The organism is Microbacterium sp. EYE_78, from assembly GCF_023149035.1.
Classification (GTDB): Bacteria; Actinomycetota; Actinomycetes; order Actinomycetales; family Microbacteriaceae; genus Microbacterium.
The window spans coordinates 244,448-258,868 of the sequence record NZ_JAHXMY010000002.1; the positions used below are offsets into that span (position 1 = coordinate 244,448).

The following is a 14,421-nucleotide window of genomic DNA, read 5'->3' on the forward strand; positions in this document are numbered from 1 at the left end:
GCTGACGGTGTGCTGGAGACGCTGTCGAACGACCCCCGCGACTATGCCTGGGGATCCCCCACCCTCATCCCGGCGCTGCAGGGTCGGACGCCCTCAGGCGCCCCTGAGGCCGAGGTCTGGTTCGGCGATCACCCGGGCAGCCCGGCCCGGCTGGGCGACGGCCGCACGTTGGCGGAAGCGCGAGGGGATGCCGGGGCGCCGCCGCTGCCGTATCTGCTGAAGATCCTCGCGGCGTCCTCGTCCCTGTCGATCCAGGCCCATCCCGATCTGACGCAGGCTCGTGAGGGCTACGCGCGCGAGGAGGCCGCCGGCATCCCGATCGATGCACCCGATCGTCTCTACCGCGACGCCAACCACAAGCCGGAGATCATCGTCGCGCTGAGCGACCGGTTCCGCGCGCTGGTCGGGCTGCGGCCGGTCGCGCGCACCCGCGAGCTCCTCGCGGGACTCGGCGATCGCGAGGGTGTGCGCCTGCTGCAGGATGCCCTGACGGATGAGGATGCGGCGGGTGCGCTGCGGCGCATCATCGAGGATGCCTTGAGCGGCCGTTCCGCTGACGTCGTCGCCGACCTCGCCGCGGCGCTCCGCGAGGTGCGAGTCGATCCCGCGACGCCCTATGCCGAAGAGATCGACGTCCTCCGGGCCGTCTCCGAGGACTTCCCGGGCGACCCCGGCCTCGTCGTCGCGCTGCTGATGAACCTCGTCGTCCTCCGTCGGGGCGACGCGGTGTTCGCTCCCGCAGGAGTGCTGCACGCGTACCAGGACGGTCTCGGGGTGGAACTCATGGCGGCGAGCGACAACGTCCTGCGCGGGGGACTGACCCCGAAGCACATCGACGTGCCGGAACTCATGCGCATCATCGACACCCGACCCGGTGACGCCCCGGTCCTCGTTCCCGAACGGCGCGGCGACGCGGACGTCTTCGACGCGGGCGTGCCGGACTTCACGCTCGTGCGCCACGTGCTGGACGGCGACGACGCCGCGTTCGATGCCGCGGTGCCCACCATCGTGCTGGCCGCCGCGGGCGAGCTCACCGTGGTGGGGGGCGACGTGCGACTCACGCTGACGCCCGGCCGCGCCGCCGTCGTCGACGGCGAGCCCGAGGTGCGCATCTCTGGGCGCGGGACGGCCTACGTCGCGCGCCCGGGCACTGCGGAGTGAGTCGCGGGTCCCGCGCGACACGCCGCAGCGCGACAAGAAGATTCAATGTCGGGTTGAGGGTTTACGATTTGCGACTTGACCCAGGCGAATCACACGGGTGTAATTAAGGCCACGAGCCGCCCAGCGGCGAGGGTCTACAGGTGGGAGAGCAAGATGGCGGGTTACCGTTCCGGCGTTCCCGAGAATTGGTTCGTCGACCCGGTCAACCTCGGGGTCCCCGGTGTTCGCCGGCCCGTCGAGTCCGACGAGGACACGGCCCTCGCGTGGCAGGCGGACGCGCTCTGCGCGCAGACGGACCCCGAGGCGTTCTTCCCCGAGAAGGGCGGGTCGACTCGTGACGCGAAGCGTATCTGCACCTCGTGCGACGTGCGTGGGGAGTGCCTCGAGTACGCCCTCCAGAACGACGAGCGGTTCGGCATCTGGGGTGGACTGAGCGAGCGCGAGCGCCGGAAGCTCAAGCGCCGCGCGTCCTGATCCGATCCGCGCCACCCCGGGCGGCCTCCGCTCGGACGGATGCAGCCCGCCTAGGCTGACCTGGTCATGCCCGCCCGAGTCCATGCTCTTCTCGTCGTCCGCCCCCACGGACGGGGATCCACAGACCTGCACCTGAGCAGGACGCTGCGCGCGCTCGCCGCGCAGACTCGGCGCGCCGACGCGCTGACCGTCGTCCTGTGCGGTGCGGATGACGCCATGCGGCGCCTGGCCGCCGAGTCGGGGGCCGAGGCGGTCATCGTGGCCGGCCGCGCGACGAGCTTCGCCGATGCGCTGCGTCTGGCGTCCCGGCGGGTCTCGGGCGATGCGGTGTGGCTGCTCGCGCAGGACACGGCACCCGCTCCCGACGCGCTCGCGCGCCTGACCGGCGCGCTCGAAGCAGCGCCGTCCGTCGCCTTCGCGGCGCCCAAGCTCGTCGACTGGGACGACGCCGGCCGCATCGTCTCCCTCGGCGTGACGATGACGCGCGGGGGCCGGACCGTGGGACTCGCCGACGGCGAGCTCGACCAGGGGCAGCACGACGCCGGCGAGGACGTCCTCGCCAGCGACATCCGCGGGGTCCTCGTCCGCACCGACGTGTGGACGGCGCTGGAAGGTCTCGACCCGGCCCTCTCAGGGGCCGACGAGGGGCTCGACCTCGGCGTCCGTGCTCGCCTGGCGGGAGGGCGTGTCGTGCTCGCGCCGACCGCCCTCGTCGCCGTAGCCGGCGACGGCGTCGCCGGCACGCCGTCGGGTCGCTCCGCCGGCGCGCGCGGTCGCCGAGCGTACGCGGGTCGTGCCGCGGAACTCCACCGGCGGTTGGTCTTCGCGCCGGCTGCAGCCGTGGTGCCGCTGTGGTTGACGCTCCTGCCGATCGCGCTGTGGCGCACAGTCCTGCATCTGGTCGCGAAGACCCCGTCGAGGATCGGCCCGGAGTGGTTCGCCGCGATCACGGTGATGCTCCGCATCCCGGCGATCGCCCGCGCACGTCGCATCATCCGGCGGACCCGCTCCGCGTCGTGGGCGGCGATCGCGCCGCTGTGCATCGGACGACGGGAGGTCCGGCAGCGACTCGAGGATGACTCGCTGCACGCCTCGACCGCGAGAGCGGAGCTCCGCTTCTTCAGCGGCGGCGGAGCGTGGGTCGTGCTCGGCGCGCTTGCGACGTCGGCCATCGCGTTCGCCTCACTGCTGGCGTGGCCGGTCCTCGGCGGCGGCGGACTCCTTCCTCTCCGGAGCGGCGTCCTCGCGCTGTGGGGCGACGCGGCCCTCGGTGCCCGCGCCGTGGGGTGGGACACGGCGGGCCCGGCGGACCCGTTCGCCGCGGTCGTCGCCCTCATCGGATCCCTCTCTCCGCTGGCTCCGTCCCGCGCGCTCGTCGTGCTCTGGCTCCTCGCCCTCCCGCTTGCCGCTCTCGGCGGCTGGTTCGCCGCGACCCGCGTCACCGAGCGCTCCGTGCTCCGCTGCACCGCGGCCTTCGGCTGGGCGGTGGCGCCGCCGTTCCTCGCCGCCCTCGTCGACGGGCGCCCCGCGGCGCTCGTCCTGCACCTCGCGCTGCCCTGGGTCGTCTACACGGCGGCGGCCGCGCGGCGCTCGTGGAGCAGCGCAGCGCTCGGTTCGCTGTTCGTGGCGATCGTGCTCGCGTGCGCCCCGTCGGTCGCCCCCGCGATCGTGGCGCTCTGGGTGGTCGGCATCCTCTTGTGCCTGGTCCTGCGGCGCGGGCGCGGCGTGCTCCGCATCGTCTGGCTGATGATCCCGGCGGCCGCGCTCTTCCTCCCGCTGGCGTGGCACCGAGTGGTCGCGGGAGACCTCCTGGCGCTCTTCGCCGATCCGGGAGCGTCCTTCGGAGGCGCGCCGGCGCACGAGCCCTGGGCACGGATCCTCTTCGCCTTCGGATACCCCGACGTGGACGCTGCGGGATGGTCGGACCTCCTCGGCGCCGTCTTCCCCGCCTGGTGGGTGGCCGTCCTGACCGCACCGGTCCTGGTCTTCGCGGTGCTCGCGCCCGCGCTCGGCCGACGGGTGCTGCCGGCCCTCGTGGCGCTCGTCGCAGCGGCCCTCGGCATCCTCACCGCGGTCGTCGCCTCCGGCATCTCGCTCAGCGTCGGCACCGACGGCCCGATCACGATCTGGCCCGGTGCCCCGCTGAGCCTCGCATGGGCGGGACTGCTCCTGGCCGCGGTCGCAGGACTCGACGGGATGCGTCGAACCGCAGCGCTCGTGCCGGTCGCGGCATCCGTCGTCATCGCATTCCTCGCGATCGGTGCGGTGCCCGCGTTCACCGCCGTGCACCGAGGGACGGCCGAACTGCAGAACGGGCCGGCGAGCACGCTCCCCGCGTACGTGCAGACGGCGGGCGCCGAGGGGGAGCGGGACGGTGAGCAGACGGCGACGCTCGTGCTGACGGTCGAGGCGGACGGCGCCTACGCCGCATCCGTCGTCTGGGGCGCCAGCGAGACCCTCGGCGGACAATCCACGCTGCAGTCGGCCCGTGCCGCGCTGACCGATGCGGACCGCGAACTCGCGCACGCCACGGCCGACCTCGTCTCGACGCCGTCGGGCGACGTCGTCGCGCGGCTGGCCGAGCACGGCATCGCCTACGTCGTGCTCGAGAGCGCGCCGCGGGAGAGCGACCTGGCGCGGGCGACCCGGCTGGAGGCGCAGACCCTCCTCGACCAGCGATCCGAACTGGTGAGCGTCGGCGAGACGGCGCGCGGGTCGCTGTGGAGCGTCGAAGGCGATGTGGCGCAGCGCTCCGCGGACGACGATGCCGGGCCGCAGGCGGGCCGCATCGCCCTGCTCCAGCTCGGTGTCGCGGCCATCGCACTCCTCCTCGCCATTCCGACGCGGACGAGCCTGCGGACCGGTCGGCGGTACCCGCGTGTCATCGGAGAACGGAGCGGATCGTGACCGGCGCCCCCACACCTGTGCGTCGCGCGGCCGGCGCGGTCGCCGGACTCGCGGTCGCGGCGGTCGTCGCTGCCGGAGCCCTGGTCGACTGGCCGACGGCGGAGCGCGATCCGCTCTCGCTCACCACACGGCCGCAGCCGGCGACCTCCGTCCTCGCCTGCTCCGGTCCCATCCTGGCCGCGGGCCGCGATGCGGAGGATGCGGCCGCGCTCGAGGTCGCGGCGGCGCCGGACGTCGTGACCGGGACCGCCGCCGGCTCGCCCGAAGCCGTGGACGGCGAGACCACCTCGGTCGACGTCTCGGGGGAGCCGACCGCCCGCTCCGTCACGGCGGAGCCGATCGACCGGGTCCGGACCGACCTCGCGGCCGCGCAGTCGGCGGTCGCCGACGCCGACGACCTCGTCGGATTCGCCGCGTCGTCGTGTGCACCGCCTGCCATGGAGTCCTGGCTCGTGGGCGGCAGCGGCGCGACGGGGGCGGCGGACCTCATCGTCCTGACCAATCCCGGCCAGGTGGCGGCGCAGGTCGACCTCACCGTCTTCGGTGCGACCGGACGCGTGACGCCCGACGCGGGCGCGGGGCTCCTCGTCCCGGCGGGGCAGCAGCGGGTCATCCCCCTCGCGTCGGTCGCGCTGGCCGAATCGAACCCGGTCGTCCTCGTGTCCTCGACCCAGGCGCCCGTCGACGCGGTCCTGCAGACCTCGCTGACCCGCACCCTCGTCCCCGTCGGCCTCGACGTGGTCGGCGCGACGGGACTGCCGACGACCTCGCAGACGGTGCCGGCCTTCTCCGTCGTGGGTGGCAGCGACGAGCCGTCCGACACCAGTGTCCGCCTGCTGGCGCCGTCGGACGCGACGACCGCGACGGTGACCATCACGCCCCTCGGCGGCCGCTCCGCCGCCGCATCCTTCCCGGACCTCGCGCTCGAGGCGGGCGTCCCGGCGGAGGTCGACCTCGAGTCGCTGCCCGAGGGGCGCTACCGGGTCGAGGTCGCGGCCGACGCCCCCGTCGTCACCGCGGTCCACGCGGCCACGGGTGCGGGGGCGGGGTCGGACTTCGCGTGGTACGGATCGGCGGACGACATCTCCGTTCCCACCCTGCTGGCGGTCGCCGAGGGACCCGAGCCCCAGTTGGCGCTCGTGAACCCGGGCGACGACGAGGTGGCGGCGGTGCTCACGGACGGCGCCGGCGGCGGCGATCCGCGTGAGGTGCGGGTGCCGGGTGGCGGCTCGGTGTCCGTCGACCTCCGAGCCGGCGAGCTCTACCACCTCGATCCCGCGGGCGGCACGCTCCGCGCGGGTGTGACCTTCACGTCGCCGCAGGGGATCGCCGGCTACGCGGTCGTCCCCGCCGATGCCGCAGCGGCTCCGATCGAGGTCCGTCCCCGCTGAGGACGCCGGCGAAACGCTGGGCCGTTCAGAACCGGAATCGGTCGGGGCCGAGGTCCCACGGGTCGCGGTCGAGATACTCCGCGGCGGCACGGAAGACGCAGCTCTCGATCATCATGCGACGGTGCAGCTCGTCGTTGCGGTGCAGGCGGGCGAGACGTTCGATCGGCAGCCGGAAGAGGATGATGCGCTGCGTGCCGGTGTCGACGGACCAGCGCGGGATGCCGTCCTCGTCGCTGGCCTCCGGCATCCACCCCACGTCGAATCGCACGTCCCGCAGTTCGGGCCAAGCGCTCCGGAGGAACTCCACCGCGGTGCCCACGGTCAGATCGAACCGCTCGGCGCGGGTCTCGATGGCCGGCAGCGGCGGGCGCACCACGGAGCTGCGATCGAGGCGCCCGTGTCGCCCGTGGCGGTCGGGCCGCGCAGCGGTGCGCGCGCGTCGTCTCACGATCGGGTCCCTGCGGGCATGCGCCCATCCTAGGCGCGGGTCGACCCTGCGCGGATGCCGGCGGAGATGAGCTCGAGGGCCGCGTCGAAGCCGCCGTCGGTCCCGTCGGCGACCTCATCGGGAGACAGGCGCGCTCCGGTGGCGGCGGCGCCGAGGGCGTCGGCGGCTCGCCGCTGCTGCTCGTGGAAGGTGAAGCCCACGACGAAGTGCGTGACGGCATCCGCGATCGCGGCGGCCGCCCCGGGGTCGGCTTCCACCTCGGCGAACGGTCCGCGCAGCGGCGGCTCGACGAGCCCGAGCGCGAGCGAGCTCGAGACCACCTCGGCGCCGTCCCGGTGGGCGAGGAGCAGGTCGTGCAGGCGGTGTCCCAGCGCGACGGCGGCGGTCGCCGCATCCAGTCCGGGATCGAGCTCGATGGGGGAGAGGATGCGGCTGCTCACCGCTGCCAGGAGGTCCTGCTTGCTCGCGACATGCCAGTACAGGGCGCTCGGCTGCACACCGAGGTCGTCTGCGAGCCGTCGCATGGAGAGATCGGGGAGCCCGACGCGGTCGAGCAGCGCGAGCGCCGCGTCGACGATGTCGTCCCGCGACCGGCGTGCGGCGGGGGTCGGGTTTGGCTCGCGGGGCACCATGCCACTACCGTACCTGAACAGTGTTCACGTGAACGCTGTTCAGGAGGATGTGATGACCCGTTCCGCTCGCTTCGACGCGACCGACCTCGCCCGAGCCGGCGTCTTCGCCGCGGTGATCGCGGTGCTCGGCCTGCCCGGCTCGTTCAGCGTGTTCGGCGGCGTTCCGATCACCGCGCAGACGCTCGGCGTGATGCTGGCCGGCGCGGTCCTCGGACCGGCCCTCGGCGCGATCTCCGTGGCCACGCTCCTCGCGCTGGTGGCGATCGGGTTGCCGCTGCTGGCCGGCGGACGCGGCGGACCCGGGGTCTTCGTGGGTCCCACGGCGGGCTACCTGCTGGGATGGGTGCTGGGCGCCGTCGTGGTCGGGCTGATCGTGCATGCCCGCGGTCGCCGTCCCGTCTGGTGGCGCACCGCCGCCGGGATGCTGGTGGGTGGGGTCGTCGTGATCTACGCATGCGGCATCCCGGTGCAGAGCCTGGTCATGCGGATCAGCGTCGATCAGGCCGCCCTCGCCAACCTCGCTTTCGTGCCGGGGGACATCGTCAAGGCCGTGATCGCGACGGTGATCGTCGGTGCGCTGGTCCGCGGGTATCCGCGAGCGTTCCGCAGGACGTGGGCCGCGCCGTCGCGCGTCCTCGTCCCCGCCCCGTGAACGCGCTGTCGCTGGCGGGCGTCTCGGTCCGCCTCGCCGACGTCGACGTGCTGACGGGCGTCGATCTCGACCTCGACGCCCGGACCGTCGCGGTCGTGGGCGACAACGGGTCGGGCAAGTCGACGCTCGCCCGGGTGATCGCGGGCCTCGTCCGCCCGACGTCCGGCACTGCCCGCGTGCTGGGTCTCGACGTCGCGGCGGGTGCGGCGGACCTCCGTCGACGCGTGGCAGCGGTCTTCAGCAACCCGGATGCGCAGATCGTCATGCCGACCGTCGCCGAGGACGTGGCCTTCTCGCTGCGCTCCGCCCGGCTCGATCGCCGCGAGCGGGATGCCCGCGTCGCCGCTTCCCTCGATCGATTCGGGCTGACGGAGCTGGCCGCGCACCCGGCGCACGAGCTGTCGGGCGGGCAGAAGCAGCTCCTCGCGCTGGCTGGCGCCTTCGTGCGCGCGCCGGAGCTCGTGGTGGCGGACGAGCCGACCGCCTTCCTCGACGGCAGGAACTCCGCGCGGGTGGCCGACCACCTCTTCCGGGGCACGCATCGGATGGTGCTCGTCACCCACGACATGACGCTCGTCCGCCGATGCGACGCCGCCGTCCGGATCGAGCGCGGCCGCGTCGCACAGGTCGGCGACGCCGACGACATCGCCGCGACGCACGAGGCGTCCTGGCGATGCTGAGCCTGTATCGGCCCGGCCGGGGACCGTGGCACAGGATGCCGCCGGCCCCCAAGACGGCGATCCTCCTGCTGTTGGTGGTCGGCGTCTCGCTGCTCCCCGGCGTCTGGGCGGCCGCCGCCGCCGCGGCGGCGACGTGCGCGGTCTGCTACGCGTTGCCCGGGGTCGGCGCCAGGGACGTCCTGCGCCAGCTGTGGGCACTCCGCTGGATGCTCGGCGTCGCCCTCGCCCTCCCCGCGGTGTTCCTGGGCATCGAGGCGGCGACGGCGGGTGCGGCGCGGATCGCCGCCGCAGTGCTCCTGGCAGGGTTGCTGACGCTCACCACCCCCGCCTCGGAGCTCCTCGACGCCGTCGAGCGGGCGATCCGTCCCCTCCGGCGGGTCGGGGTCGACCCCGACCGCGTCGCCCTCCTCCTCGTCGTCGCCCTGGGGGCCGTCCCGACGCTGACCCGGCTCGCCCGCGATGTCCGTGACGCGCAGCGCGCCCGCGGCGCCGGGCGGGGAATCCGCTTCTTCGCCGTGCCGTTCCTCGTCCTCGCCCTCCGGCACGCGGACCAGCTCGGTGACGCGCTGACTGCACGCGGGGTGCGCTGACCGCATCCGTCCGTGCACCTGGGCGGCGCGGCGTCCGCGACAGGTCCGGACCCGCGGTTAGCGTGGACCCGATGCTCGAACGACTCTGCTCCAAGGTGGGCTGCGCCCGCGAGGCCGTGACGACCCTGACGTACGACTACGGCGATCAGATGGCGGTGCTCGGCCCGCTCGGGGCGGGGAACGATCCGCACGCCCACGACCTGTGCGCCGTCCACACCGCACGCATGTCGGTGCCCAAGGGCTGGGTCGTCGTGCGTCACGAGACGCTCCGCGTCTGACCGGTCGTGGGAGAATGGGCCGGTGCCCACTCCCGTGAAGACCCTCGACCACGTCGTCGCCGACCTGAGCCTCGCGCCGGCCGGACGCCATCAGATCCGCCTCGCCGAGAACGAGATGCCGGGACTCATGGCCCTCCGCGAGGAGTACGGCCCGTCGCAGCCGCTCGCCGGCGCGCGCATCGCCGGGTCGCTCCACATGACGGTGCAGACGGCCGTCCTCATCGAGACCCTCGTCGCCCTCGGCGCGCAGGTCCGCTGGGCCAGCTGCAACATCTTCTCGACGCAGGATGAAGCCGCCGCGGCCATCGTCGTGGGGCCGACCGGCACCGTCGACGCGCCCGCGGGCGTTCCGGTCTTCGCGTTCAAGGGCGAGACGCTCGAGGAGTACTGGGACCTCGCCGACCGCATCTTCGACTGGTCCGCCGAGGGGTTCGACGGTCCGAACCTGATCCTGGACGACGGCGGCGACGCCACGCTCCTCGTTCACAAGGGTGCCGAGTTCGAGGCCGCCGGTGCGGTGCCGGATGCCGCGCCTACCGACTCGGCCGAGTACCGCATCGTGCTCCAGACCCTCCGGAAGAGTCTCGCGCGGGACCCGCAGCGCTTCACCCGCATCGCCGCGGGCCTCCTCGGCGTCACGGAGGAGACCACGACCGGGGTGCACCGCCTGTACGAGCTGCACGCCGCGGGGAAGCTGCTGTTCCCCGGCATCAACGTCAACGACTCGGTGACGAAGTCGAAGTTCGACAACAAGTACGGCATCCGCCACTCCCTCCCCGACGGCATCAACCGCGCGACCGACGTGCTGATGGGTGGCAAGGTCGCCTTCGTCGTCGGATACGGCGATGTGGGCAAGGGCGCAGCCGAGGCGCTCCGCGGTCAAGGCGCCCGCGTCATCGTCAGCGAGGTCGACCCCATCTGCGCGCTGCAGGCGGCGATGGACGGGTATCAGGTCGCGCGCCTCGAGGACGTGGCCGACCAGGTCGACATCGTCATCACCGGCACGGGCAACACCCGCGTCGTGACGCTCGACCACCTGCTCGCGCTCAAGCACCTCGCGATCGTCGGCAACGTCGGGCACTTCGACGACGAGATCGACATCGCCGCGCTCGAAACCCTCCCCGGGGTCGAGAAGGTCGAGATCAAGCCGCAGGTCCACGAGTACCGTCTGCCGAACGGGCGGAGCATCCTCGTCCTCTCCGAGGGCAGGCTCCTGAACCTCGGCAACGCGACGGGGCATCCCTCGTTCGTGATGAGCGCCTCGTTCACCAACCAGGTGCTCGCGCAGATCGAGCTCTGGACCCGCACCGAGGCCTACCCGACGGGCGTGTACGTCCTGCCGAAGGCGCTCGACGAGAAGGTCGCGCGCCTGCATCTGCCGGCGCTCGGCGTGCAGCTGACGCAGCTCACCGACGAGCAGGCCGCCTACATCGGTGTGCCGGTCGAGGGCCCCTACAAGCTCGAGCACTACCGCTACTGACGACACGCCCGCCCTTCCCGCTCTTTTGAATCTGTCAAACGAGCGGGTAGGCTGGGTGCCATGACCACCACCCGCCCGGACGCGACGGCGACGCTGCGCGACGCCGGGCTGCGGGTGACGGAATCCCGGGTGGCGGTGCTCGACGCCCTCGCCCGAGCGCCGCACGCCAGCGCCGACGCGGTCTTCGTCGAGGTGGCGCCGGGGCTCCCCAAAGCGAGTCGTCAATCGGTCTACAACGCGCTCGGCGACTTCGTCGACGCCGGCATCGTCCGGCGCATCGAACCGGCCGGTCGCCCGATGCTCTTCGAGCTCCGTGTCGACGACAATCATCACCACCTCGTCTGCACCTCGTGCGGTGCCGTGCAGGACGTGGACTGCGCCGTCGGCGCGGCGCCGTGTCTGCACCCCTCCGATGACCACGGCTTCGTCGTCGCCTCCGCCGAGGTGACGTACTGGGGCCTGTGCGGCGCCTGCGCGGCATCCGCTGACGCCGCGTGACCATTTCTCCACCCGAACACCCCCAACCGGAAGGATCACCATGAGCGACCGCGACCCGGAGGCCCTGCCCATCGGCGCCGACGCGACCGATGTCGACCAGGCCGTCACCCCGATCGACACCCCCGTCGACGAGCGCGGCGACGGCGAGACCCGTCCCCGTCCCAACGACGCCGACGCCTGCCCGGTGTTCCACGGCGCGCCGGGGGCCGACCGGCAGAACCACGGCGGCCAGCCGCATCCGACCGTCGGCACCGCCAACCAGGTGTGGTGGCCGAATCAGCTGAACCTCCGCATCCTCAAGAAGAACCCGGCCGTCGGCAACCCCGTCGGCGAGGACTTCGACTACAAGGCCGCCTTCGAGGCCCTCGACCTCGCCGCCGTGAAGGCCGACATCGCGAAGGTCCTCACGACCTCCCAGGACTGGTGGCCGGCCGACTTCGGCAACTACGGCCCCCTCATGATCCGCATGGCCTGGCACTCGGCCGGCACCTACCGCGCGACGGACGGTCGCGGCGGCGGCGGCACCGGTCAGCAGCGCTTCGCGCCGCTGAACAGCTGGCCCGACAACGTCAATCTCGACAAGGCGCGGCGCCTCCTCTGGCCCGTCAAGAAGACCTACGGCCAGGCGCTCTCGTGGGGCGACCTCATGATCCTTGCCGGCAACGTCGCGCTCGAGACCATGGGCTTCGAGACCTTCGGCTTCGGCGGCGGACGCCCCGACGTCTGGGAGCCGGACGACGACGTGTACTGGGGCCCCGAGACCACCTGGCTCGCCGACGAGCGCTACAGCGGTGACCGCAACCTCGAGAAGCCCCTCGCGGCGGTCCAGATGGGCCTCATCTACGTCAACCCCGAGGGGCCCAACGGCGAGCCCGACCCGCTGAAGTCGGCCCGCGACATCCGCGAGACCTTCGGCCGCATGGGGATGGACGACGAGGAGACCGTCGCCCTCATCGCCGGTGGTCACACCTTCGGCAAGACGCACGGCGCGGCCCCCGACACGAACGTGGACGACAACCCCGAGGCCGCCGGTCTCGAGCAGCAGGGTCTCGGCTGGAAGAACAGCCACGGCACCGGCAAGGGCGACGACACGATCACCTCGGGCCTCGAGGTCACGTGGACCTACCACCCGACCCGGTGGGACAACGAGTTCTTCCACATCCTCTACGCCTACGACTGGGAGCTCATGCGCAGCCCCGGCGGCGGGCACCAGTGGCGTCCCACCAACGGCGGCGGCGCCGACATGGTCCCGCTGGCGCACTCCGACGGCCGCCGCGAGCCGCGCATGCTGACGAGCGACCTCGCGCTGCGGACCGATCCGGCCTACGACGCCGTGTCGCGCCGCTTCAAGGACGACCCGGTCGCCTTCGGCGACGCGTTCGCCCGCGCCTGGTTCAAGCTCACCCACCGCGACATGGGTCCCGTCGCGCGCTACCTCGGACCCGAGGTGCCGCAGGAGGAGCTCATCTGGCAGGACCCGGTGCCCGCGGTCGACCACGAGCTGATCGACGACGCGGATGCCGCGCTGCTCAAGGAGCGCATCCTCACCACCGGCCTCACGGTCGCGCAGCTGGTCTCGACGACCTGGGCCGCGGCATCCACCTTCCGCGGCAGCGACAAGCGGGGCGGCGTCAACGGCGCCCGCATCCGCCTCGCGCCGCAGAAGGACTGGGAGGTGAACAACCCCGAGCAGCTGCAGACGGTCCTCGCCGCACTCGAGGACGTGAAGGCCGCCTTCGACGCCGAGCAGCAGGGCGGCAAGAAGGTCTCCCTCGCCGACCTCATCGTGCTCGCGGGCAACGCGGGCGTCGAGAAGGCGGCGAAGGATGCCGGGGCATCGGTCACCGTGCCGTTCCACCCCGGCCGCACCGACGCCACCCAGGAGCAGACCGACGAGCTGTCGTTCGGCTACCTTGAGCCGGCTGCCGACGGCTTCCGCAACTACCAGGGGCCGGACGCGTTCCTCCCGGCGGAGCACCACCTCGTCGACAAGGCGAACCTGCTCACGCTCAGCGCGCCGGAGATGACGGTGCTCGTCGGCGGCCTGCGCGCGCTCGGTGCGAACTGGGACGGTTCGGCCTACGGAGTGTTCACCGATCGGCCCGGTGCGCTCACGAACGACGTGTTCGTGAACCTGCTCGACCTCGGTGCGACGTGGACCCCGCTCGACCCCGGCTCGCACGCCTTCCGCGGTGTCGCCGCCGACGGGTCGGAGATCGGCGTCGGCACCCGCGCCGACCTGCTGTTCAGCTCGAACTCCGAGCTCCGCGCCATCGCCGAGGTCTACGCCTCGGACGACGCGGGGGAGAAGTTCGTGCGCGACTTCGTCGCCGCCTGGACCAAGGTCACCGAGCTCGACCGCTTCGATCTGCACCGCTGAGTCCCGCTGCACCGCACGGCCCGTCCCTGTCAGGGGCGGGCCGTGCGTCGTCCTGCCCGGGAAGGTCACGGTTCGGTTACTGTGGAATCACCCGACGGCGGAGCACCGGCATCCGCCATGTGAGAAGGACGAACCCGGCCTCATGACATCCCGAATCCTGGTGGTCGACGACGACACCGCCCTCGCCGAGATGATCGGCATCGTGCTGCGCACCGAGGGCTTCGACACGGTGTTCTGCGCCGACGGCGACGAAGCCGTGGACATGTGGCGCGAGTCGCGACCCGACCTGATCCTCCTCGACCTGATGCTGCCCGGGATCGACGGGATCGAGGTGTGCACGCGCGTGCGTGCCGAGTCCGGGGTGCCCATCATCATGCTCACCGCGCGCACCGACACCGCCGACGTCGTGCGGGGCCTCGAATCGGGGGCGGACGACTACATCGTCAAGCCGTTCAACCCGAAGGAGCTCGTCGCGCGCATCCGCACCCGCCTGCGCCCGTCGACGGATGCGCAGGCCGAGACCCTGCGGATCGGCGACCTGTCGGTCGACGTCGCCGCCCACGAGGTGCGTCGCGGCGACGACGCCATCGCGCTCACACCGCTGGAGTTCGAGCTGCTCGTCGCGCTCGCCTCGAAGCCGCAGCAGGTGTTCACCCGCGAGATGCTCCTCGAGCAGGTGTGGGGCTACCACTACAAAGCCGACACCCGCCTCGTGAACGTCCACGTGCAGCGCCTGCGCGCCAAGGTCGAGCGCGACCCCGACAACCCGCAGATCGTCACCACCGTGCGCGGGGTCGGCTACCGCGCCGGCGCCGCCGTCTGACACTCGGACCCGATCGTGCCCGCCCTT

The 14,421-nt window shown here is 72.7% G+C and carries 13 protein-coding genes and 1 pseudogene; 12 read left to right on the forward strand and 2 right to left on the reverse strand.

Annotation, left to right across the window (positions count from 1 at the left end; genetic code table 11):
• Positions 1-9 precede the first annotated feature (9 nt).
• The 4 genes from manA to KZX17_RS08205 all read left to right on the forward strand — a co-directional run bounded on the left by manA (position 10) and on the right by KZX17_RS08205 (position 5,933).
• Entirely contained in the window at positions 10-1,161 is a 1,152-nt protein-coding gene (gene manA, locus KZX17_RS08190) for a mannose-6-phosphate isomerase, class I (protein WP_248171957.1), read from the forward strand.
• 153 nt (positions 1,162-1,314) lie between these two features.
• Entirely contained in the window at positions 1,315-1,635 is a 321-nt protein-coding gene (locus KZX17_RS08195) for a WhiB family transcriptional regulator (RefSeq protein ID WP_248171959.1), read from the forward strand.
• A gap of 66 nt (positions 1,636-1,701) precedes the next feature.
• Positions 1,702-4,542 (forward strand): glycosyltransferase, encoded by a 2,841-nt coding sequence (locus KZX17_RS08200; RefSeq protein ID WP_248171961.1) that lies wholly within the window; start codon positions 1,702-1,704, stop codon positions 4,540-4,542.
• A complete protein-coding gene (locus KZX17_RS08205; RefSeq protein ID WP_248171963.1) occupies positions 4,539-5,933 on the forward strand; it encodes a DUF5719 family protein in 1,395 nt (464 codons plus the stop codon). Before KZX17_RS08200 ends, KZX17_RS08205 begins: the two co-directional genes overlap by 4 nt.
• Positions 5,934-5,958: 25 nt before the next feature.
• On the opposite strand, the gene KZX17_RS08210 is transcribed toward KZX17_RS08205, so the two are convergent.
• Together KZX17_RS08210 and KZX17_RS08215 are read right to left on the reverse strand one after the other, a co-directional pair.
• Positions 5,959-6,384, reverse strand: coding sequence for a metallopeptidase family protein (locus KZX17_RS08210; RefSeq protein WP_374107963.1), 426 nt, complete (start codon positions 6,382-6,384; stop codon positions 5,959-5,961).
• Positions 6,385-6,410: 26 nt separating this feature from the next.
• Positions 6,411-7,013 (reverse strand): TetR/AcrR family transcriptional regulator, encoded by a 603-nt coding sequence (locus tag KZX17_RS08215; RefSeq protein ID WP_248171964.1) that lies wholly within the window; start codon positions 7,011-7,013, stop codon positions 6,411-6,413.
• A gap of 52 nt (positions 7,014-7,065) precedes the next feature.
• On the opposite strand from KZX17_RS08215, the gene KZX17_RS08220 reads away from it, so the two are divergent.
• The 8 genes and pseudogenes from KZX17_RS08220 to mtrA all read left to right on the forward strand — a co-directional run bounded on the left by KZX17_RS08220 (position 7,066) and on the right by mtrA (position 14,394).
• Positions 7,066-7,665 (forward strand): biotin transporter BioY, encoded by a 600-nt coding sequence (locus tag KZX17_RS08220; RefSeq protein ID WP_248171966.1) that lies wholly within the window; start codon positions 7,066-7,068, stop codon positions 7,663-7,665.
• An 83-nt stretch (positions 7,666-7,748) separates the two neighbouring features.
• Positions 7,749-8,345, forward strand: a pseudogene (locus tag KZX17_RS08225) (energy-coupling factor ABC transporter ATP-binding protein); the annotation flags it as partial.
• A complete protein-coding gene (locus KZX17_RS08230; RefSeq protein WP_248171970.1) occupies positions 8,339-8,935 on the forward strand; it encodes an energy-coupling factor transporter transmembrane component T in 597 nt (198 codons plus the stop codon). The pseudogene KZX17_RS08225 and the gene KZX17_RS08230, both read left to right, overlap by 7 nt.
• Positions 8,936-9,006: 71 nt before the next feature.
• Positions 9,007-9,213: a DUF3499 family protein gene (locus KZX17_RS08235; RefSeq protein WP_248171972.1), complete on the forward strand. Its 207-nt coding sequence runs from the start codon at positions 9,007-9,009 to the stop codon at positions 9,211-9,213.
• Between the two features lie 22 nt (positions 9,214-9,235).
• The gene (gene ahcY / locus KZX17_RS08240; protein ID WP_248171973.1) at positions 9,236-10,693 is read left to right on the forward strand and encodes an adenosylhomocysteinase; all 1,458 of its coding nucleotides are present in this window, start codon (positions 9,236-9,238) and stop codon (positions 10,691-10,693) included.
• A 60-nt stretch (positions 10,694-10,753) separates the two neighbouring features.
• Complete coding sequence (locus tag KZX17_RS08245; RefSeq protein WP_248171975.1) at positions 10,754-11,191, forward strand: Fur family transcriptional regulator; 438 nt, start codon at positions 10,754-10,756, stop codon at positions 11,189-11,191.
• A 40-nt stretch (positions 11,192-11,231) separates the two neighbouring features.
• Positions 11,232-13,571 (forward strand): catalase/peroxidase HPI, encoded by a 2,340-nt coding sequence (gene katG / locus KZX17_RS08250; RefSeq protein WP_248171977.1) that lies wholly within the window; start codon positions 11,232-11,234, stop codon positions 13,569-13,571.
• A gap of 142 nt (positions 13,572-13,713) precedes the next feature.
• Positions 13,714-14,394, forward strand: a complete 681-nt coding sequence (gene mtrA / locus KZX17_RS08255; RefSeq protein WP_248171986.1) for an MtrAB system response regulator MtrA — start codon at positions 13,714-13,716, stop codon at positions 14,392-14,394.
• The last annotated feature ends 27 nt before the right edge of the window (positions 14,395-14,421 follow it).